The sequence below is a fragment of the Pantoea septica genome (assembly GCF_002095575.1).
Lineage (GTDB): Bacteria > Pseudomonadota > Gammaproteobacteria > Enterobacterales > Enterobacteriaceae > Pantoea > Pantoea septica.
Map to the genome: position 1 here is coordinate 1 of NZ_MLJJ01000051.1, position 21270 is coordinate 21270.

Annotated in this window: 23 protein-coding genes; 7 read left to right on the forward strand and 16 right to left on the reverse strand. The window is 57.5% G+C overall.

From position 1 onward, the window contains the following. Window positions 1-109 precede the first annotated feature (109 nt). From btuC to HA46_RS19190, 11 genes are all read right to left on the reverse strand, one after another. A complete protein-coding gene (btuC, locus tag HA46_RS19140; RefSeq protein ID WP_033789805.1) occupies window positions 110-1093 on the reverse strand; it encodes a vitamin B12 ABC transporter permease BtuC in 984 nt (327 codons plus the stop codon). Window positions 1094-1192: 99 nt separating this feature from the next. Further along, complete coding sequence (locus tag HA46_RS19145; protein WP_084886108.1) at window positions 1193-1537, reverse strand: DUF2502 domain-containing protein; 345 nt, start codon at window positions 1535-1537, stop codon at window positions 1193-1195. A gap of 204 nt (window positions 1538-1741) precedes the next feature. Beyond that, on the reverse strand, window positions 1742-2044 hold the full coding sequence (gene ihfA / locus HA46_RS19150; protein ID WP_033747517.1) for an integration host factor subunit alpha: 303 nt from the start codon (window positions 2042-2044) through the stop codon (window positions 1742-1744). Window positions 2045-2048: 4 nt separating this feature from the next. Beyond that, complete coding sequence (pheT, locus tag HA46_RS19155; protein ID WP_084886110.1) at window positions 2049-4436, reverse strand: phenylalanine--tRNA ligase subunit beta; 2388 nt, start codon at window positions 4434-4436, stop codon at window positions 2049-2051. 14 nt (window positions 4437-4450) lie between these two features. Then, on the reverse strand, window positions 4451-5434 hold the full coding sequence (gene pheS, locus HA46_RS19160) for a phenylalanine--tRNA ligase subunit alpha (RefSeq protein ID WP_033747521.1): 984 nt from the start codon (window positions 5432-5434) through the stop codon (window positions 4451-4453). 141 nt (window positions 5435-5575) lie between these two features. Continuing rightward, window positions 5576-5620 (reverse strand): pheST operon leader peptide PheM, encoded by a 45-nt coding sequence (pheM, locus tag HA46_RS21215; protein WP_001386830.1) that lies wholly within the window; start codon window positions 5618-5620, stop codon window positions 5576-5578. A gap of 120 nt (window positions 5621-5740) precedes the next feature. Next, window positions 5741-6097: a 50S ribosomal protein L20 gene (gene rplT, locus HA46_RS19170; protein WP_010616241.1), complete on the reverse strand. Its 357-nt coding sequence runs from the start codon at window positions 6095-6097 to the stop codon at window positions 5741-5743. A gap of 98 nt (window positions 6098-6195) precedes the next feature. Continuing rightward, window positions 6196-6393 (reverse strand): 50S ribosomal protein L35, encoded by a 198-nt coding sequence (gene rpmI, locus HA46_RS19175; protein WP_006118955.1) that lies wholly within the window; start codon window positions 6391-6393, stop codon window positions 6196-6198. A 99-nt stretch (window positions 6394-6492) separates the two neighbouring features. Further along, entirely contained in the window at window positions 6493-7035 is a 543-nt protein-coding gene (infC, locus tag HA46_RS19180) for a translation initiation factor IF-3 (protein ID WP_033747527.1), read from the reverse strand. Window positions 7036-7039: 4 nt separating this feature from the next. Further along, window positions 7040-8968, reverse strand: coding sequence for a threonine--tRNA ligase (gene thrS / locus HA46_RS19185; protein WP_084886112.1), 1929 nt, complete (start codon window positions 8966-8968; stop codon window positions 7040-7042). 238 nt (window positions 8969-9206) lie between these two features. Then, entirely contained in the window at window positions 9207-9968 is a 762-nt protein-coding gene (locus HA46_RS19190; protein ID WP_033747531.1) for a DUF481 domain-containing protein, read from the reverse strand. 352 nt (window positions 9969-10320) lie between these two features. On the opposite strand from HA46_RS19190, the gene ghoS reads away from it, so the two are divergent. Beyond that, window positions 10321-10611, forward strand: a complete 291-nt coding sequence (gene ghoS, locus HA46_RS19195; protein ID WP_033789799.1) for a type V toxin-antitoxin system endoribonuclease antitoxin GhoS — start codon at window positions 10321-10323, stop codon at window positions 10609-10611. A gap of 135 nt (window positions 10612-10746) precedes the next feature. Then, window positions 10747-11640: a fructosamine kinase family protein gene (locus tag HA46_RS19200; RefSeq protein ID WP_033789797.1), complete on the forward strand. Its 894-nt coding sequence runs from the start codon at window positions 10747-10749 to the stop codon at window positions 11638-11640. A 4-nt stretch (window positions 11641-11644) separates the two neighbouring features. On the opposite strand, the gene HA46_RS19205 is transcribed toward HA46_RS19200, so the two are convergent. Continuing rightward, window positions 11645-12181: a YniB family protein gene (locus HA46_RS19205; RefSeq protein WP_084886114.1), complete on the reverse strand. Its 537-nt coding sequence runs from the start codon at window positions 12179-12181 to the stop codon at window positions 11645-11647. Window positions 12182-12324: 143 nt separating this feature from the next. On the opposite strand from HA46_RS19205, the gene hxpB reads away from it, so the two are divergent. The 5 genes from hxpB to HA46_RS19230 all read left to right on the forward strand — a co-directional run bounded on the left by hxpB (window position 12325) and on the right by HA46_RS19230 (window position 17129). After that, window positions 12325-13005: a hexitol phosphatase HxpB gene (gene hxpB, locus HA46_RS19210; protein WP_084886116.1), complete on the forward strand. Its 681-nt coding sequence runs from the start codon at window positions 12325-12327 to the stop codon at window positions 13003-13005. Window positions 13006-13199: 194 nt separating this feature from the next. After that, window positions 13200-14036: a 5-dehydro-4-deoxy-D-glucuronate isomerase gene (gene kduI, locus HA46_RS19215; RefSeq protein WP_084886118.1), complete on the forward strand. Its 837-nt coding sequence runs from the start codon at window positions 13200-13202 to the stop codon at window positions 14034-14036. Between the two features lie 16 nt (window positions 14037-14052). Beyond that, the gene (gene kduD, locus HA46_RS19220; protein WP_084886120.1) at window positions 14053-14814 is read left to right on the forward strand and encodes a 2-dehydro-3-deoxy-D-gluconate 5-dehydrogenase KduD; all 762 of its coding nucleotides are present in this window, start codon (window positions 14053-14055) and stop codon (window positions 14812-14814) included. A 177-nt stretch (window positions 14815-14991) separates the two neighbouring features. Continuing rightward, window positions 14992-15582, forward strand: coding sequence for a metal-dependent hydrolase (locus HA46_RS19225; protein WP_084886121.1), 591 nt, complete (start codon window positions 14992-14994; stop codon window positions 15580-15582). A gap of 155 nt (window positions 15583-15737) precedes the next feature. After that, window positions 15738-17129, forward strand: coding sequence for an L-cystine transporter (locus HA46_RS19230; RefSeq protein ID WP_084886123.1), 1392 nt, complete (start codon window positions 15738-15740; stop codon window positions 17127-17129). Between the two features lie 913 nt (window positions 17130-18042). Here the strand turns inward: HA46_RS19230 and HA46_RS19245 are convergent. From HA46_RS19245 to HA46_RS19260, 4 genes are all read right to left on the reverse strand, one after another. After that, window positions 18043-18354, reverse strand: coding sequence for a PTS sugar transporter subunit IIA (locus tag HA46_RS19245; RefSeq protein ID WP_084886130.1), 312 nt, complete (start codon window positions 18352-18354; stop codon window positions 18043-18045). After that, window positions 18354-18659, reverse strand: coding sequence for a PTS sugar transporter subunit IIB (locus HA46_RS19250; protein WP_084886132.1), 306 nt, complete (start codon window positions 18657-18659; stop codon window positions 18354-18356). Before HA46_RS19250 ends, HA46_RS19245 begins: the two co-directional genes overlap by 1 nt. A gap of 16 nt (window positions 18660-18675) precedes the next feature. Further along, window positions 18676-20100 (reverse strand): glycoside hydrolase family 1 protein, encoded by a 1425-nt coding sequence (locus HA46_RS19255; RefSeq protein WP_084886134.1) that lies wholly within the window; start codon window positions 20098-20100, stop codon window positions 18676-18678. Then, window positions 20100-21270, reverse strand: a 1171-nt coding sequence (locus HA46_RS19260; RefSeq protein WP_143807681.1) for a PTS sugar transporter subunit IIC, incomplete at its 5' end; no start/stop codon positions are given. The genes HA46_RS19260 and HA46_RS19255, both read right to left, overlap by 1 nt.

The window sequence follows — 21270 nt, forward strand, 5'->3', positions numbered from 1 at the left end:
TTGCCCTGCCACTTCTCCAGCGTGGTTTTTTCGCCGTCGATGGTCGTTACTTCAGTTTGATAAAGGCTCATGAAAGTCTCCTGTAGAGGATGCAGAAAGCCAGCCGAGGCTAGCGCGAAGATTTGACTAACAGCGCGATAAACAGCGGCGCGCCGAGCGTGGCGGTCACCACGCCGATCGGCAGCTCCGCCGAGGTCAGCGCCAGGCGCGCGATAATGTCGGCGGCGAGCAGCACGCCCGCGCCCGCCAGCGCCGAGGTCGGCAGCAGATAGCGATGATCGCTGATGCCGCTGAGCCGCAGCAGATGCGGGATCACCAGGCCGACAAAACCGATCGCGCCCGCCATGGCGACGCTGACGCCCACCAGCCAGCCCATCGCCAGCACCAGCGCATTACGCCAGAAAAAAAGCGACAGGCCCAGCTGCTGCGCCGAGGTTTCGCCGAGCGCCAACAGATTGAGCACCCGCGCGGTGGCGATCAGCCCAGCGGTAACCGGCAGCAGCGCCAGCATCATCCAGCCGTAGCGCCAGTCGATGCCGCTGAAACCGCCCATCATCCAGTACATCAGCTGGCGCAGGTCGAGGCTGGTGCTGAAGTAGACCGCCCAGGTCATGATGGCGCTGCAGATAATGCCGAGCGCCACGCCGGTCAGCAGCAGCCGCGTGACGGAGAGCTGCCGGTGCGCGAAATGCAGCAGGATCAGGGTAATAAGCAGCGCGCCCGCCATCGCCGCCAGGCTCAGGCTCCAGAGCGAGCCGCTGCCGAACAGCACGCCCAGCACCAGCCCGATGCCGGCGCCGTTAGAGACGCCGAGCAGGCCCGGCTCCGCCAGCGGGTTGGCAAACAGCGCCTGCATTACCACGCCGCACACCGCCAGCGCCGCGCCGACCAGCACCACCGCCAGGGTGCGCGGCAGGCGCAGCTGCCAGACGAACAGCTGGCCGCTGTCGCTCAGCCACTGAGCTGGCGCGATCCAGCTATCACCTGCGCACAGGCTCAGCGCCATTAACGCCAGCAGAAGAAGACACAGCGCCGTGAGCGCGCGACGGCTGCGGCGATCCGCCTGATAAGCAAGCCGATCCAGCAGGGACATAGTTGAGGTTTCGTTGAGAAAACAGAGATTTGATTGTAGAGAGATTGGCGGAAAAAGAAAGGCTGGCGTCGACGGCGCCGTCGGGCGCCGCCCTGAGGTTTAGCCGTGCTCCGGGCGCGGCGGCAGCGGCTCGCCGTGCGGCTGACGATCGCCGCGTGACGGATTATCGCGTTTCGCTACCGGCCTGCCGCGATCGGGGCGCTGCGCCTGCCAGCCGTTGCCGTTCCAGTAGCCGTGCGGCCCTTTTAGCCCGACGCTGCGGCCGTGGTGCGTCTGCCACCATTTCGCCGAGCGCCAGTCGTAGCCGTCCCAGAAGTAACCGCGATGGTCGCGATCGCCGATATGGGCGCTGACGCGCGGCGGATTGTCATGGTGCGGCGCATTGGCGCTCGCCAGCAGCGGCATCCCCAGCAGGAGGCTTAAAAGCAGTGCGGTTTTTTTCATCAGGGCGTTCTCTTGTTGTCTCTCGCCGCAGTTATAGCAAAAGCGCCTCGCGCGTCACTATCGGCGCAGGCGGATTTTCAGCTAATTTCCCGTATGCTTACAGAATGCTGACAGTATGAAGAGATGCGGCAGAAAGAGGAGAATGCGCGCGGCGCGGAAATGAAAAAGGCCGCGTAAGCGGCCTTTTTAGAACACTGAAATCGGTCAGTCGTTATCTTTCGGGGAAGCGTTTTCGACGCGGCTTTTCAGCTTCTGACCCGGGCGGAACGTTACCACGCGGCGCGCGGTAATTGGAATATCTTCCCCCGTTTTTGGATTCCTGCCTGGACGCTGATTTTTATCGCGCAGGTCGAAATTACCAAACCCAGACAGTTTTACCTGTTCACCATTCTCCAGAGCGCGGCGAACCTCTTCAAAAAACAGCTCCACCAGCTCTTTTGCGTCGCGTTTGCTCAGCCCAAGCTTCTCAAACAGGTACTCTGACATTTCAGCTTTTGTAAGCGCCATAGGTTCAATCCCTCAAGGTTGCCTGGAATCGCTCTTTTAATGCCGCAACGCATTTGCCAACGGTCGCGGCAATCTCCTCTTCTTCGAGTGTCCGGCTGGTATCCTGCAAAATCAGGCTGATGGCGAGGCTCTTGAAACCCTCTTCAACACCCTTACCGCGGTACACGTCAAACAAGTTTACGCCAACTACCTGATTTACGCCAACTTTCTTACACTCGGCGATGATATCTGCTGCGGGGACGTTTTCAGCCACGACCACAGCGATATCGCGACGGTTCGCCGGGAAGCGTGAAATCTCGCGCGCTTCAGGCAGGACGCGGTCTGCGACCTTATTCCAAAGCAGTTCAAAGACTAAGGTGCGGCCGTTGAGATCCAGCTTACGTTCCAGCTCAGGATGAACCACCCCGATAAATCCGATTCGTTCTTCATGCAAATAAATCGCCGCGCTCTGCCCCGGATGCAGCGCCGGATTCGCTTCCGCACGGAAGCGAATGTCGTCCAGCTTGCCGGTTAAATCGAGCAGCGATTCTAAATCGCCTTTCAAATCATAGAAGTCAACCGCCTGACGCGCCAGATCCCAGTGCTCTTCATTGCGATTGCCGCTCAGCACGCCCGCCAGCATAAGATCCTGACGGATGCCTAAATTCGCCTGGGTATCAGGGACAAAGCGCAAACCGCTCTCAAACAGGCGCACGCGGCCCTGCTGGCGGTTCTGGTTGTAGACCACGGCGCTCAACAGGCCGGTCCACAGCGACAGGCGCATCGCGGACATATCGCTGGAGATAGGGCTTGGCAGGATCAGCGCCTCTTCGCCCGGGTGCAGCAGCTGCTGGATTTTCGGGTCGACGAAGCTGTAGGTGATCGCTTCCTGATAGCCTTTATCCACCAGCAGGGTTTTGGCACGCTTCAGCGACAGATCCGCCTCGCGGTGCTGCGTCATGACCAGAGCCGCCTGCACCGGCACGTCCGGGATATTGTTATAGCCGTAGACGCGCGCGACCTCTTCAATCAGGTCCTCTTCGATCGCCATGTCGAAGCGCCAGCCTGGCGCGACCGCTTTCCACTCGCCCTGACCTGTCGTCACCTCGCAGCCGAGACGCGTCAGGATGTCGGTCACCTGCTCGTCGGCGACAGCGTGGCCAATCAGGCGGTCCAGCTTCTCGCGGCGCAGCGTGATAGTGGCGCGCTGCGGCAGCGCTGCCTCGTGCGTCTGGTCGATAACCGGACCCGCCTCGCCGCCGCAAATTTCCAGAAGCAGCTGGGTCGCGCGCTCGATAGCCTGATACTGCATCGTCGGGTCGACGCCGCGCTCGTAGCGGTGCGAGGCGTCGGTGTGCAGGCCGTGACGGCGCGCGCGACCGACGATGGCCAGCGGATCGAACCAGGCGCACTCGAACAGAATGTTCTGCGTCTCTTCATTGACGCCGGAATGCTCGCCGCCGAAGATGCCGCCCATCGCCAGCGCTTTATGGTGGTCGGCGATCACCAGCGTGTCGCTGTTGAGCTTCGCTTCGCTGCCGTCGAGCAGCGTCAGGGTTTCGCCCTCTTCCGCCATGCGCACCACGATGCCGCCGTCGATGCGGTCAAGGTCGAAGGCGTGCATCGGCTGGCCCAGCTCAAGCAGCACGTAGTTGGTGATATCCACCACCGGATCGATAGAGCGAATGCCGCAGCGGCGCAGCTTTTCACGCATCCAGAGCGGGGTTGCGGCTTTCACGTTGATGCCTTTCACCACGCGACCGAGGTAGCGTGGGCAGGCGTCAGTGGCGTCGACGCGGATCGGGAAGGTATCAGGGATGGCGGCGACCACCGGCTCGATTGCCGGCGCAGTGAGCGGCAGGCCGTTCAGCACCGCCACGTCGCGCGCAATGCCGATCATGCCGAGGCAGTCGGCGCGGTTCGGCGTAACGCTGATCTCAATGGTGTTGTCGTCGAGCTTCAGATAGTCGCGGATATCCGTGCCGACAGGCGCATCGCCCGGCAGTTCGATAATGCCGTTGTGATCGTCGGAAATTCCCAGCTCGGAGAATGAGCAGAGCATGCCTTCGGACGGCTCGCCGCGCAGCTTCGCCGCCTTAATTTTAAAATCGCCCGGCAGTACCGCGCCCACGGTAGCGACCGCCACCTTTAAGCCCTGACGGCAGTTCGGCGCGCCGCAGACGATATCCAGCAGACGATCGCCGCCGACGTTGACCTTGGTGACGCGCAGCTTGTCGGCGTTCGGGTGCTGGCCGCACTCGACGACTTCGCCGACCACCACGCCGTGAAACGCGCCGGCAACCGGCTCCACGCCGTCCACTTCCAGACCGGCCATGGTGATCTGTTCAGAAAGGGCAGCGCTGTCCAGAGCCGGGTTTACCCATTCGCGTAACCAGAGTTCACTGAATTTCATTGGATAACCTGCCCTTATTTAAATTGTTTGAGGAAACGTAAGTCATTTTCGAAGAAGGCGCGCAAGTCGGTGACGCCGTAGCGCAGCATGGTGAGACGCTCCATGCCCATGCCGAAGGCGAAGCCGGAGTAGATTTCCGGATCGATGCCGACGTTGCGTAATACGTTCGGATGCACCATGCCGCAGCCCAGCACTTCCAGCCATTTGCCGTTTTTGCCCATGACGTCGACTTCCGCCGAGGGCTCGGTGAACGGGAAATAGGAAGGACGGAAGCGGATCTGCAAATCTTCCTCAAAGAAGTTGCGCAGGAAGTCGTGCAGCGTGCCTTTCAGATTGGTGAAGCTGATGTTTTTGTCGACGATCAGCCCTTCCATCTGGTGGAACATCGGGGTATGCGTCTGGTCGTAGTCGTTGCGGTAGACGCGGCCCGGCGCGATGATGCGAATCGGCGGCTGCTGATTTTTCATGGTGCGGATCTGCACACCGGAGGTCTGGGTGCGCAGCAGGCGCGTGGCGTCGAACCAGAAGGTGTCGTGATCGGCGCGCGCCGGGTGGTGGCCCGGGATATTCAGCGCGTCGAAGTTATGGTAGTCATCCTCGATTTCCGGGCCGGTCACCACCGCGAAACCCAGCTCGCCGAAGAAGGTTTCGATGCGATCGATGGTGCGCGTGACCGGATGCAGACCGCCGTTTTCCGTGCGGCGTCCCGGCAGCGAGACGTCGATGGTCTCGGCGGCCAGACGGGCGTTGAGCGCGGCGGACTCCAGCGTCTCTTTGCGCGCGTTGAGGCGCTCCTGCACCTGCTGCTTGGCGTCGTTGATTACCGCGCCCGCAGCCGGACGCTCTTCCGGCGGCAGCTCGCGCAGCGTCGTCATCAGCTGCGTCAGGTGGCCTTTTTTACCGGTATATTCGACGCGCACCGCGTCAAGGGTGGCGATATCCGTCGCCTCGTCGATAGCGGCTGTGGCGCGGGCCACCAGTTCTGCGAGTTGGGACATGGTTTCCTCTTCTTCCAGGCGGGCTGGTCAGTTCTCGTTGGGACGTTGCCGTCATGCTTCGCCAGAAACACGAAAGCCTCCACGAGGGAGGCTTTCGGCGCGATTTTTCGTTTCTTTTCTATGCGCAAAAGCCCCTGAGTGTCAGGTGCTAAAGTAAAAAAAGAAACGGAAAATAGCAGCATTCATGCTTGCGTTACCTTGCTGTGACTCTGAGGGCACTATTGAAAAGCCCTGCGGTGAAAATGTCAATCTTTTGCTTGGGTTACAGGCAATAAAAAAGGGAGCAAGCTCCCTTTTTCATCTGACTTACGCCAGAGCTGATTTTGCTTTTTCGACCAGTGCGGTGAACGCCACTTTGTCGAATACAGCGATGTCAGCCAGGATTTTACGGTCAATTTCAATGGACGCTTTTTTCAGGCCATTGATGAAACGGCTGTAAGAAATGCCGTTCTGACGCGCTGCAGCGTTGATACGCGCAATCCACAGTTGACGGAACTGACGCTTACGTTGACGACGGTCACGGTAAGCGTACTGACCAGCTTTGATAACAGCCTGGAAGGCAACGCGGTATACACGTGAACGTGCACCATAGTAGCCTTTAGCTTGTTTTAAGATTTTCTTGTGACGTGCGCGAGCAATTACACCACGTTTAACGCGAGCCATGTGAGCTCTCCTGTATCAATATTCTGTGATGCCTTTATCCCCTGCCGGCCAAGGGCCGTTATGCAGAGTCGTCGAGGCAGATTTATAAAAAAGTTAACTTATGCGTACGGCAGGCAGGCAACAACCAGACCCAGATCGCCTTTAGACACCATGCCTTTCGGGCGCAGGTGACGTTTACGCTTAGTTGATTTTTTAGTCAGAATATGACGCAGGTTTGCGTGCTTACGCTTGAAGCCGCCAGAAGCGGTCTTCTTGAAGCGCTTAGCGGCGCCACGTACAGTTTTAATCTTTGGCATTTTAAAAATATCCACTTCGCATTGTTAATAAAACGAATCAGACAGGCGAACAAAGAGCCGCACAGCGCGAACGCTGCGCGGTCGTTGCTACTTGAAAGCCTACTGTTTCTTCTTGGGAGCGAGCACCATTATCATCTGGCGGCCTTCGATCTTCGATGGGAAGGATTCGACCACTGCCAGTTCTGTCAGATCTTCTTTGACGCGGTTAAGCACTTCAATACCGATCTGTTGGTGCGCCATCTCACGACCGCGGAAACGCAGCGTGATTTTGGCTTTATCGCCTTCTTCCAGAAAACGAATCAGGCTGCGGAGTTTTACCTGATAGTCGCCTTCATCGGTACCAGGACGGAATTTGATTTCCTTAACCTGGATAACTTTTTGCTTCTTCTTCTGTTCCTTAGAAGATTTGCTTTTTTCATAAAGGAACTTGCCGTAATCCATAATACGGCACACCGGCGGTTCGGCGTTGGGGCTGATTTCTACTAAATCAACACCCGCTTCTTCAGCTTTTTCAATAGCTTCGCGAAGGCTGACAATACCAATCTGTTCGCCATCCACGCCAGTCAAGCGTACTTCAGTGGCACGGATTTCACCGTTGATTCGATTCGGACGCGTCGGTTGTACTCGTTTTCCGCCTTTAATAACCTTATTCCTCTAATTGGTGAAGATTGCGGCTGCGAATCTCTTGTTGCAGCTTCTCAACAAACACATCGATATCCATCGTCCCGAGGTCTTTACCGCGGCGGGTGCGAACGGCTACTTTGCCTGCTTCCACCTCTTTGTCACCGCAAACCAGCATGTAAGGGACGCGACGCAATGTGTGCTCGCGGATTTTAAAGCCTATCTTCTCGTTTCTCAAGTCTGCTTTCACACGAATGCCAGCATTCTGCAATTTGCGTGTCAACATGTCGACATATTCTGCCTGCGCGTCGGTGATATTCATTACCACCGCCTGCATCGGCGCCAGCCACGTCGGGAAGAACCCAGCGAATTCTTCGGTCAGAATGCCGATAAAGCGCTCCATCGAGCCAAGAATCGCGCGATGAATCATTACCGGCGTCTGACGGTCGTTGTTTTCGCCCACATAAGTGGCGTCCAGACGTTTTGGCAGGGAAAAGTCTAGCTGAACTGTACCGCACTGCCAGGCGCGATCGAGACAGTCATATAATGTAAATTCAATTTTCGGGCCGTAGAATGCACCTTCTCCGGGCTGGAATTCAAACGGAATTTCATTTTCATTCAGCGCGGCGGCTAAATCTTCTTCAGCGCGGTCCCACATTTCATCGGTGCCGATGCGCTTCTCAGGACGCGTGGAGAGCTTCACCACGATCTTTTCGAAGCCGAAGGTGCTGTACATGTCATAGACCATGCGAATACAGCTGTTCACTTCGTCGCGTACCTGATCTTCGGTACAGAAGACGTGGGCATCGTCCTGCGTAAAGCCGCGAACGCGCATCAGGCCATGCAGCGCGCCTGACGGCTCGTTGCGGTGACAGCTACCGAACTCCGCCATGCGCAGCGGCAGATCGCGGTAGGATTTCAGTCCCTGATTGAAAATCTGCACATGGCCGGGACAGTTCATCGGCTTGATGCAATATTCGCGGTTTTCTGAAGAGGTAGTAAACATCGCCTCTTTGTAGTTTTCCCAGTGGCCGGTTTTTTCCCACAGCACACGGTCCATCATAAAGGGACCTTTCACTTCCTGGTACTGGTACTCTTTCAGCTTGCTGCGCACGAACACTTCCAGCTCGCGGAAGATGGTCCAGCCGTCATTATGCCAGAAAACCATGCCCGGCGCCTCTTCCTGCATATGATAGAGGTCGAGCTGCTTGCCGATCTTGCGATGGTCGCGCTTCGCCGCCTCTTCCAGACGCTGCAGATAGGCGTTGAGCTGCTTCTTATCCGCCCAGGCGGTGCCGTAGATACGCTGCAGCATTTTATTGCTGCTGTCGCCGCGCCAGTAGGCGCCCGCGATTTTCTGCAGCTTGAAGTGGTGGCAGAAACGCATATTCGGCACGTGCGGACCGCGGCACATGTCGACATATTCTTCGTGATGATAGAGGCCAGGACGATCGTCATGGCTGATGTTCTCATCCAGAATAGTGATTTTGTAGCTCTCGCCGCGCTCGGCGAATACGTCGCGCGCCTGCTGCCAGCTGACGACTTTTTTCACCACGTCGTAGTTGGTTTCGGCCAGCTGGTGCATGCGTTTTTCCAGCGCGTCGATATCTTCCTGCGTCAGGGTATGATCGAGATCGACGTCATAGTAGAAGCCGTTGTCGATAACCGGACCGATCGCCATTTTCGTATTGGGCCACAGCTGTTTAATCGCGTGTCCCAGCAGATGCGCACAGGAGTGGCGAATAATTTCCAGGCCCGCTTCATCTTTAGCGGTAATGATGGCGACGGAGGCATCTTCGGTGATGGGATCGACCGCATCCACCAGCTGCCCATTAACGCGTCCGGCAATACAGGCTTTCGCCAGGCCAGGACCGATGTCCAGCGCGATATCCATCACGCTTACCGCGCGGTCATAGCTGCGCTGGCTGCCATCAGGAAGAGTAATTACAGGCATTTAATATCCTTAATTGCAGTGGTAAGCCACACGAAAGCTTACATACAACATTGAGTAGAATTGATTGCCCGGCGCGATGTCAGACCCACATTGTCGGAATGACGCCGGGAATGGTAGTGCGCCGCTGATGATAACAGCTTTGAGCGGTGAGCAAAACCCGCCCTGTCGCCGCTAAGTCGAGGAACAGACGAAAAAAAACCGCAGACGGGCTGCGGTCAGGAAGCGATGACGCCGTGAATTACATCGCGTAGGTCAGCATGATGCTGGTTTTGGTGTCGGTGCGATCGGGCGCGGACTCGGGCGGGTTGTTGTTCCAGGTCACGTTATACGCCAGCTTCAGCGCGAAGTGATCGTTGATGCCGACCTGCAGGCCCGTCTCCGAGTTGACGGTGGTGTCTTCGCCAAAGCTGCTCAGCACGGATACGCCCTGAATGAACTTGGTGTTGTCGGTCAGCTGCCACTGATAGCTCAGCGCGCCGTAGCCCAGCGCTTTGGTTTCGCTGCCGCCGTCGTGGAAATCGTCATAGCGCACGCCCGGACCAAATTCCGCGCGCAGCGAATGAATCGGCCCGCTCAGGATCTGACGACCGTAACCGGCGGTCAGCACATCGCGCGAGTCGTAGCCGTTAAAGCGGTCGCTCAGCCAGCTCGCCTGACCAAACAGGTAGTCGAAGCTGTTGAGGTTATAGCGCGAACGGCCGCCGATGCTGTAGGTTTCAGAAGAGCGCTCGTCGTTGGACGAGGTGTTCGCCGCATTGCCCCACAGGCTGTAAGCCATAGAGCTCTGATACCACGTCATGTTGGTCTGCGCAGTCAGCGAGGAGCTGGTGGTGTTGCCGGTCTGCGCCAGATAGCCTGCGGAGGCGCTGCCGTCGAACGGCTTTTTCGCCGTTGAAGGATCGTCCATCGCGGTAAAAACGGTGTTGTCCGCCAATGCCTGGTGGCAAAACGCGCCGGCGGAAAGCAAAAGAACGGCTGAGAGCTTGTGAAGCACTTTCATTTATTGTGACCCGTACGACAGTTTAAAAAACAGTGAGTGTGAAGAGTTTTACCGGCCAATCAATGCAATTTACGGTAAGTATTGTAAATAAATATTAACCCGGCCGGAACAGGCTTCACACGCGCTATCCCGCTTGATTATTGGGATTTTTCTCATTACCGGCGCGCATTATAGAGGGGTGCTGACTGGAAAACAGCTGAGTTGCTACAAGATTTTTCTGCACTGCCCGTCGGCGGCTTTACGCTGGTTTACTTTATCTCTGCCCTGAATAACCGCTTTATCCTGTTCATTATTCGCGCATTTTTTCACCATGGTCTACGCTGAGCACAGTCATGCCGCACAGAGGTGAAACATGAGCGACGATCTTAAGCGTTACATTGTCACATTTCACTATCAGGAATCGGGCCTTGGTGATATTCAGGCGCTTAACAGCGCGATGATCGCCGCCGGCTTTAGTACCGCGCTCAACGATGATCGGGGCCACCCGCACGAGCTGGGCACCAATAGCTTCGGCCTGGTCAGCGCCCTGCCGCAGGAGGACCTGCAGCGCCAGGCCGCTGCCGTAGGCGAAAGCGCGCTGCATCAGAAACCCGACGTCGCCGTAACCACGCTCGAGGCGTTTTTACGCGATACGACGCTGTAGCCGCGCTTGCTCTCCGTTCCGGTAAGCTGTGCGCAAGCGCGGGTTTTCAGCAATATTCACGCGATATAATCGTTTTTGTGTCGCAGACAACGCTGACTGACACCGCAGCCTGACAGGTTAAAAGAGGATCGCCCAATGTGGAACGCTATTAGTCGTCTGTTAAGCGAACAGTTTGGCCATGCCGAAATTACCGAACGCCACGAGCTTCCCGGCGGCGACGTTCATCCCGCCTGGCGACTGCGCTATGGCGAGCATGACGTTTTTATGAAGAGCAACAGCCGCGAGATGCTCACCCTTTTCACCTGGGAAGCCGATCAGCTGGCGCTGCTGGCGCGCACCCAAAGCGTGCGCGTGCCGGCGGTCTACGGCGTCGGCCACCATCGCGATCAGAGCTTTTTGCTGCTGGAGTATATTGCGCCGCAGCCGCTGGACGCGGAGAACGCCTTCCAGCTGGGCCAGCAGCTGGCGCGCCTGCATCAGTGGAGCGAACAGGCGCAGTTCGGCCTCGACTTCGACAACAACATCACCACGACGCCCCAGCCCAACAGCTGGCTGCGCCGCTGGTCGGTTTTCTTTGCGGAGCAGCGCATCGGCTGGCAGCTGCAGCTGGCGGAAGAGAAAGGCATCGCCTACGGCAATATGGAAGAGATCGTCAACTGCGTGCAGCGCGCGCTGGCCACGCACCAGCCGCAGCCTTCCCTGCTGCATGGCGACCTCTGGCCAGCCAACTGCGCCGGCAGCGCCAGCGGTCCCTGGCTGTTCGATCCCGCCTGTTACTGGGGCGACCGCGAATGCGACCTGGCGATGCTCGGCTGGTTTCCCGATCTGCCGCGTCAGATATATGAGGGCTACCAGTCGGTCTGGCCGCTGCCGGACGGCTTCTCGCAGCGGCAGCCGGTCTATCAGCTCTACTACCTGCTTAACCGCGCCAACGTCTTCGGCGGCAGCTGGCTGAGCGAGGCGCGCTTCGCCGTCGCGCGTCTGCTGGAAGAAGACGCGCTGGCGCAGCGACAGGCCAGACCGGCCTGACGCGTTAAAGAAAGCCGAGCAGCGACAGCACGAAGTAACCGGCGACGGTGATCACCACCGGCAGGATGTAGAGTGGAAAGATTTGCAGGAAAATTGTGTGGTGCGGCACGCGGATTTTCTCTTCCAGCTGCTGGCGCGTGCGGGCGTCGCTGCCGCGCGCCTGCTCAAGAATCAGCTGATCCTCGATGCCCTCTTTAATATGGCGCGCCTGACGCGCCATACGCGAACCGGACGCTTCCAGCGCCAGACCCACAAAAATCAGAATATAGATAATCCAGAAGCCGATATTCATCTGACCGTGAAACTCCGGCACCGGCGAGTTACGCCAGAAGAAGCCGAGGAACGGCGTATTGAAGCGGATCATATCGACGATGACATGGACAAAATCGAGCATCACGGCGTCGATGCCCGGTTGTTTTTCGCTGTGCCTGAACATAAAGCCCAGCACTGAAATCACGGTCGACAGCAGCGCGAGCAAAAAAATCGCCCAGCCAGCCACTCGCTTAAGCATGGCAATGCGGCCAGCTTGTTGATAAGTCATGGTATCTCCTGTACCTGAATCCCGTTTGCAGCCAGTCTACCTGCCTGTGGTTATTATTTCCCGTAAAAAGCGCCGCCTGCGCCACTTTCGCGACGCGCGCCGGCCCATGATAAGGTAGCGCAAATTCTACAAGGAGCCAGCCGATGAGTTATACCCGCCCCGTTTATGCCGCCCTGTTTGATATGGATGGCCTGATTATCGACTCCGAACCGCTGTGGGATCAGGCAGAACTGGATATTTTCGCCACGCTCAACGTCGACCTGTCCCGCCGCAGCGAGCTGCCGGACACGCTGGGTCTGCGCATCGATCAAGTTGTGCGCATGTGGTATGAAACCCTGCCCTGGTCAGGCCCGGATCAGCAGACGGTCACGGCACGCATTATCGCCCGCGCGCTGGCGCTTATTGAGGAGCAGCGGCCGCTGCTGCCTGGGGTGAAACAGGCGCTGCAGCTCTGTCGGCAGCGCGGGCTGAAAACCGGCCTGGTCTCCGCCTCGCCGCTGATGATGCTGGAGCGCGTGCTGGCGCTATTTGACCTGCGCGACTATTTCGACGTGCTGGTCTCCGCCGAGGCGCTGCCCTACAGCAAACCGCATCCGCAGGTCTATCTCGACGCCGCCGCGCAGCTGGACGTCGATCCGCTCAACTGCGTGACGCTGGAAGATTCGGTTAACGGCATGATCGCCACCAAAGCGGCGCGCATGCGCTCTGTGGTGGTGCCGCCCGCGGCGCTGCGCGCGGATCCGCGCTGGTCGCTGGCCAACGTCAAGCTGGATGACCTGACTCAGCTAACCGCAGCGCATCTGCTGGGCGATTCCGCACGCTAAACGGCGCGCGCCGGTGCGAACGCGCCGCTTATTCGAACCCGCCCGCCGCCGGCGGGTTTTTCTTTGCGGCATGATCCCCCTCTCAAACAAATAAAACAGCGTTTCATTTTTATTGAATTGATCCTCCACTCCCCCTAAGATGCCCTCAGACGCCCTGCGGGGCCTATGCACCTGTTTCGCCAGAGGGGACCAGAATGGACGTTCGTCAAAGCATTCACAGCGAGCATGCCCGTCAGCTCGACACCGCCGCGCTGCGCCGCGAATTTCTGATTGAGAAGATCTTCGAAGCCGACCGCTATACGCTCACCTACAGCCATATCGACCGCATTATTATCGGCGGCGTGATGCCGGTCGCCGACGGCGTGACCTTCGGCAACGAGATGGGCAAGCAGCTGGGCGTCAGCTTCTTCCTGGAGCGCCGCGAGCTGGGCGTTATCAATATCGGCGGGCCGGGCACTATCGAGGTGGGCGGCAAGGTCTGGGAGATCGGGACGGAAGAGGCGCTCTACGTCGGCAAAGGCGCCCAGACGCTGAGCTTTCGCAGCAACGACGCCTCACGTCCGGCGAAGTTCTATTTCAACAGCGCGCCCGCGCACAGCCGCTTCCCCGATAAAAAGATTGGCAAAGAGGACGCCGTTCGCACCACGTTGGGCGATGCGGCAACCTCAAACCGCCGCACCATCAATAAATATCTGGTGCCGGACGTGCTGCCGACCTGTCAGCTCACCATGGGCCTGACCCGCCTGGACGAAGGCAACCTGTGGAACACCATGCCGTGTCACACCCACGAACGCCGGATGGAGGTTTACTTCTACTTCGATATGAACCCGGACAGCGCGGTGTTTCATATGATGGGCCAGCCGCAGGAGACGCGTCATCTGCTGGTGCATAACGAACAGGCGGTTATCTCGCCCAGCTGGTCGATTCATGCCGGCGTCGGCACCGAACGCTACACCTTTATCTGGGGCATGGTCGGCGAGAATCAGGTATTCGACGACATGGATCATGTCAACATCCGCGATCTGCGCTAACAAAGGAGGCGCTCTCATGATACTCAACGCATTTAATCTGGAAGGTAAAATCGCGCTGGTCACCGGCTGCAACACCGGGCTCGGCCAGGGCATGGCGCTGGGACTGGCGCAGGCCGGCTGCGATATCATCGGCGTTAACCGCGACGATTCCGTGGAAACGCAGCAGCGCGTCGAAGCGTTGGGCCGCCGCTTCTGGTCGCTGCAGGCGGATCTTATCCGCACCGAGCAGGTGCCGGGCGTCGTGGAGAAAGCCGTGGCCGCCGCAGGCAGAATCGACATCCTGGTCAACAACGCCGGGATTATCCGCCGTGAAGACGCCCTGAACTTCAGCGAACAGGACTGGGACGATGTTATGAACATCAACAGCAAAAGCGTTTTCTTTCTGTCGCAGCAGGTGGCGCGCCAGTTTATCGCCCAGGGCCAGGGCGGCAAAATCATCAACATCGCCTCGATGCTCTCTTTCCAGGGCGGCATTCGCGTCCCCTCCTACACGGCATCGAAAAGCGCGGTGATGGGCCTGACGCGGCTGATGGCAAACGAATGGGCGAAACACGGCATTAACGTCAACGCCATCGCGCCGGGCTATATGGCGACCAACAATACCGAACAGCTGCGCAGCGACGAAGGCCGCAGCGCAGAGATCCTCGGACGCATCCCCGCCGCGCGCTGGGGCGTGCCGGAAGATATGATGGGCCCGGTGGTTTTCCTCGCTTCTTCAGCCTCTGACTATGTCAACGGTTACACGCTGGCGGTCGACGGCGGCTGGCTGGCACGCTAGCGTCTCGCTGGAGATAAGGCGCAGCCCAACGGCCTGCTGCTGACAAACCGGACGAAACGGCGGTCCGATGCCGCCGTTTCGCTAAAAAATTCACGCTTCGTTACAGCGTCACAACTTCTCATTTACTGGATAAATCCCTATACTGGATGCATCGACAGTTTGCATCCAGGTTTTATCATGACGGGCGAAGGCCACGTAATTTTCGCAATTGCCACCGCTATTTTCGCCAAGCGCGCGGAGCTAACGCCCGTGCTGGCGCAGGCCGACTGGTGGCACCTGATTTCCGCCTCGCTGCTCACCTGTCTGCTGCCCGATATTGATCACCCCAAGTCCCTGCTTGGCCAGCGGCTAAAATGGCTGTCGTACCCTATCGCCCGCGCTTTTGGCCATCGCGGCTTTACCCATAGCCTGCTGGCGGTGGCCGCCAGCCTGTGGCTGTTTCAGATAAACGTGCCTGATGACTGGCTACTGCCCGCAGACGTACTGCAGGGCATGACGCTGGGCTATCTCAGCCATATCGTTGCCGATATGCTGACGCCCGCCGGCGTGCCGCTGCTGTGGCCGTGCCGCTGGCGCTTTCGTCTGCCGATCCTCAGAAGCCAGAAAGGCAATCAGCTGGAGCGCACGCTCTGCCTCGCGCTGGTAGGCTACGCGCTCTGGTTTCCGCCAGGCGCGCCCTCTTTTGGTGCGAACGGCTGGCCGACGCAGCTGTTTGATACGCTACAAAATGGCGTCTCCCGCCTGATTTCCACTCAAAAAGCGCATTAAACCAGCAGAAAACGCTATCTGGTTATAAGGCATTCCATTTGGATATAAGTCGGCGCCCGAGTGAGCTGGTAACATACCGCCACTTAATTCGTGCGTCACAATATCTGGCGTTCCGGCGCAGAAACTGTCGCCGGACGTGTCTTTCGGGAGCCAACATGGATCTACCTCTGATTCTTAATCTCGCAGCCTTCGTCGCGCTGCTGCTGCTGCTGTCGCGCCTCGGCCGCGATAGCTGGAGCCTGTCGAAAAAGGTGCTGGTCGGTCTGGTGATCGGCGTGCTGTTCGGCCTGGCGCTGCAAACCATTTACGGTGCGCAGAGTGAGGTGCTGAAAACCTCTATTAGCTGGTTCAATATTGTGGGCAATGGCTACGTGCAGCTGCTGCAGATGATCGTGATGCCGCTGGTGTTCGCCTCGATCCTCAGCGCCGTCGCGCGTCTGCATAACGCCTCGTCGCTGGGCAAAATCAGCCTGCTCACCATTGGCGTGCTGCTGTTTACCACCGCCATCTCCGCGCTGGTCGGCGTGCTGGTCACCGGCCTGTTCCACCTCAGCGCCGAGGGGCTGGTCCAGGGGGCGCAGGAGAGCGCGCGTCTTGCCGCGATCCAGAGCAACTACGCGGGCAAAGTGGCGGACCTCACCGTACCGCAGCTGCTGCTCTCTTTCGTGCCGAAAAATCCGTTCGCCGATCTGACCGGCGCCAGCCCGACCTCGATCATCAGCGTGGTGATCTTCGCCGCCTTCCTCGGCGTGGCCGCGCTGCAGCTGCTGAAAGATGACGAAGCCAAAGGCCAGCGCGTGCTGGTGGCGATCGATACCTTGCAGTCCTGGGTGATGAAGCTGGTGCGTCTGATCATGAAGCTGACGCCCTACGGCGTGCTGGCGCTGATGACTAAGGTGGTCGCCGGTTCCAACCTGCAGGACATTATCAAGCTGGGCGGCTTCGTCGTCGCCTCCTACCTGGGTCTGGCAATGATGTTCGGCGTGCATGCGCTGCTGCTGTCGGTCAACGGCATCAACCCGCTGCGCTTCTTCCGCAAGGTCTGGCCGGTGATCACCTTCGCCTTCACCAGCCGCTCCAGCGCCGCGAGCATTCCGCTTAACGTGGAGACTCAGACGCGTCGCCTGGGCGTACCGGAATCGATCGCCAGCTTCTCCGCCTCTTTCGGCGCGACAATCGGCCAGAACGGCTGCGCAGGCCTTTACCCGACCATGCTGGCAGTGATGGTTGCGCCGACCGTCGGCATTAATCCGTTCGATCCGGTCTGGATCGCCACGCTGGTGGGCATCGTTACGCTGAGCTCGGCAGGCGTGGCGGGCGTAGGCGGCGGCGCGACCTTCGCCGCGCTGATCGTGCTGCCGGCGATGGGTCTGCCGGTGACGCTGGTCGCGCTGCTGATCTCTATCGAACCGCTGATCGATATGGGCCGTACCGCGCTCAACGTCAATGGCTCGATGACCGCCGGCTCCCTCACCAGCCGCTGGCTCGGCACGACCGACAAAGCGGTGCTGGAGAGCGACGAGCACGCAGAGCTGGCGCATCGCTAAGCGCGCCTTTTCTGGCGCTTAACCAGACGACGACCTTCCGTGCTGGTGACGTGAACGTCACCAGCATTTTTTTATGTTATGTTCTGCCCCGGTATAGAGCTGACTTAGATGCTTAAGTTCCAGACGCTACAGTACCCCACCCAAACCACTAAGCAGCTGCTCTGCCCGGTACAACTGACTGAGGTCCCCGCCACATGAAGCGCCAGGATAGCTCTTGATTCCTCCTCAGCCGCTTTATGGACAAAGCCCTGCGCCGTGCCCCGGCACGAGCCTCCCGCAAACATGGCATCATTCACCTCACCACATACCAGAACCACCGGTCCGTTATGGCTTTTCGGCGGAAAGTGGCTGGCGTCATCGAGCTGTTGTGCCAGCCGTTTCTGACGGCAACGCCAACGGATAAAGAAAGCGGAAAGTAACAGTACAGGTAGTGCCAGGACAAATTTTCCTTCGACCAGCCATGCGAAAAATCCCCAGCTCAGCCATAACACCGCGATAAGACGGCAGCCCTGGCAGTGTTCGTCCTCGCATCAGAGCTGCTCAGGCAGTTGCTGGTACAGCAGGTCTTGCAGCTACAGATGACCGCCCAGCTACACAGCATCGGTCAGGATCACCGCTAGCACAATCCAGGACCAGACGAAGCGCAGCAAGTTGTAACGACGCTGTCCGGTCTTATGCACCACTAAGCGATACCGGTTTCAAGTGGCGGCACACGCTCATTTAACGCGGCGCCCCTTCATCAGGCTGTGACAATCCCACCCCGAAGAGGCTATATTGCTTCCGGCCGCCCATGCCGCTGGCGAGAATCTGACTATTGCTTGTAACAACTATTGTCGAATAGCTAACTCGACAGCCCCTAAAGAGTAATGCGTCTGTGGTCATTGCGCTGATAGTTAACTTGTTCAAAAGATCATTACTTGTCATGGAGAACCGTATATAAACTGAGAAACTCCTCACTCAGGATTTTGAAATTCTCGGCGCTCATCATCTGATCTTCTGCGTGGATGAGAATTAAGGAGAGTGGGGTATTCTGCTGCTCCATTTCCGCCTGAATTAAGCGGGCGTGAACCGCATGCCCGCGGTTATAACTATCTATTCCGCTATCAATAAGTTCTCTGGCTCGCGAAAATGCTTTTTGTCTCGCCTGCTGAATAGCCTCGATAAATGAAGATCGCGCTTCACCTACGTGGCAGATCATTTCAAAGCAGATTTGCTCGGCATCCATTATTTCACCTCAATAATATCCAGCGCCTGACGAAGAATTTTATCACCGTTCATAGTACCGTAATCCATCGTGTCAATGACCCGCACCGGAATACCGTTTGCTAAAGCGGTGATTTTATCCAGCAAAAAACGAATCTGCGGCCCCAGCAGAATAATATCGGTACCAGCCAGGTGCTCGTTTAGGGACTGTTCTGCAATCGCGTGAATCTCAACGTCAGCATCTATTTTCGCCGCCGCTTCGCGCATATTTTTTACCATTATGCTGGTCGACATTCCCGCCGAGCACATTAAAAGGATATGTTTCATATTCATTCTCCTTCGCTTAATCAAGGGTTTCGCCGTTGCTGGCAATCACATTCTGATACCAGTAGAAACTGGCTTTTCGGTAACGCGTCAGGTTTTTTGTATCGTTATCCTCCCGGTCGACGTAGATGAAACCGTATCGTTTGTTGTAACCGTTAGTGGTGCTCATTAGATCGATAAATGACCAGGGGTAATAGCCCAGCAGCGGAACTCCATCACCGATAGCTAGCCGCATCTGCGCAATATGCTTTTGCAAATAGTCGATCCGATAGACATCGCTCACTTCGCCGTTTACCAGCGAGTCTCTGGCACCCAGGCCATTTTCGGTGATCATCAGCGGAAGCTGATAGCGGTCGAACAGCTTGCGACAGGCAATGCGCAGTCCGATCGGATCAATTTCCCAGTCCCAGTCACTGCGCTCCAGGTAAGGATTGCTGTCGCCCGCGTACAGACCGGGGAAGCGCGGATAGACAAAACCGCCCTTTTTGCCGTCAGGGTTGAAGCCTGGCTGAGCTTCTGTCTCTCCAGCGGGACAGGCGCGGGCGACGTCACTCTGATAGTAGTTAAAAGCAATAAAGTCGGGCGTAGCCGCTTTAATCTCGTCCAGCTCCGCCTGCGGCAGCCGGATATCCAGGCCGCGCTGCGCGAAAAAATTCACCACCAGCGGATTCTGCCGCCCCAGGCAGAGCAGATCGAGCGGGTAGAAAGTACGAAACTCATCTTCGTTGAGCGCCGCCATCACATCCTGGGGCGCGCAGGTGGCCGGATAAGCAATCGCATAGCCAATGCAGGGGCCGATTTTGGTCTCAGGCAGCAGCCTCCTACAGCAGCTGATAACGCGGGCGTTGCCCAGGGCCATCACCCGGCTGACCTGAAAACGCCACGCCTCCACGTCGACGCCCGGCGGCACGCCGCCAATCAGATCAGGATAGAGCACAACGTTATTCGATTCGCAGATGGTCATAAACCAGCGCACCCGATCGCCAAACTCACGGAAGCAGGTTTCCGAAAACCGCAAAAAGTAATCAATCATCTTCTCGCTGTACCAGCCGCCAAATTCCGCCTGCAAAACCTGAGGATGATCGAAATGGTATAGCGTCACCAGCGGTTCAATACCGTTTTTAGTCAGCTCGTCAATCAGCTGGTTATAGAACGCAACCCCTTGCGGATTGAGCGTCACGCCATCGGGATAGATACGCGTCCAGGCGATTGAAAAGCGGTAGGATTTTAGCCCCAGTGATTTCATCAGGGCGATATCTTCCCGGAAGCGATGATAGTGATCGGAAGTGACGGTCGTATCGTGAAAAGCGTTGCTGAAGTTTTTAGCATCCTGCACCGACACGCCTTTGCCATCTTCCGCCGCCGCTCCTTCGACCTGGTAGGCCGCCGTCGCCGCGCCCCACAGAAAATCTGCCGGAAAAGCGTGTTTAATCAAATGTTCCATTAAGCCATCTCCTGGGTCTGGGCTTCCTGCAACTCTTTCTCATAGAGCTGTTTATCCGCTATGCAGAAGAAAGGAAAGTAAATAAGCATCGAGATAATAGTGATCATAAACGACCATAGCGTCGTGGAGAGGCTACCGCCGGTCATAAGGAAACCGATAAGAAACGAAGGTGTGGTCCAGGGTAAATTGGCGACGTGCGGCATGGCGATAATGCCATATTGCATCATCAGGTAGGTGGCCGCAGCGAGCAGGCCCGGAGTCAAAATAAACGGCATAATAAAGAGGGGGTTGAAGCATACTGGCGTACCGAAGATTAACGGTTCGTTAATATTAAACACCCCCGGTGCCAGCGACATTCTACCGAGCTTTTTGAAGTACTGACTTTTTGCCTTCAGCGACATCAGTATTACCAGCCCCAGCGTGGCGCCGGTTCCGCCTGCCCAAATCATTGCATCGGTGGCATTGGTGGCGGCGAACATAACCTGCTCTCCGGCCTGAAACGCTTTCTCATTCATTGCGCCGTTCTGCATCAGAAACGGCATCGCCACGCCAATCACCACCTGCGAATTGATGCCGCAGAAGAAAACTAGCGCGCATAGCATATGGTAGAGCGCATAACCCGGAGCGGAATTGAGTACGTAGGTGACAGGCGACATGATGCGGGCAATAACCACGTTAATATTAAAGTGAAAAACCACCACCAGAATGCTGAAAATAATCAGCAGGAATAGCGCGGGCAGCAGCGAGGTAAACGACTCACTCACCGCATCGGGCACACCTTTCGGCATGCGGATGGTAATTTTTTTGGCCTTAAACAGCGCCAGCGTCTTGAGGGTGATAAAGCCGATCAGAATGGCGCTGATAAGCCCTGAGGTGCCCAGCCCTTCAACGTTGAGCTGATAACCGCCGCCCGCAGTAAACTGGTACTGGCTGAGCGTAAACAGGCTTACCGAGGTGGCTATCGAGACAAAAACATCCTGCCTGTACTCCTGGGCGCCGTAATAGGCGACACTGGCCGCCGTCAGCAATCCCATAATGCCGGTGGTGACGTTGAAAATTGTGTTAAACAGCGGCGCGGCGGGCTGCATAATGTTTGCCAGCGGTGCCCATGGCAGGTTTGACAGCAGAATTGAGCAACTGCCGATAATCAACAGCGCCATACAGGCGCAC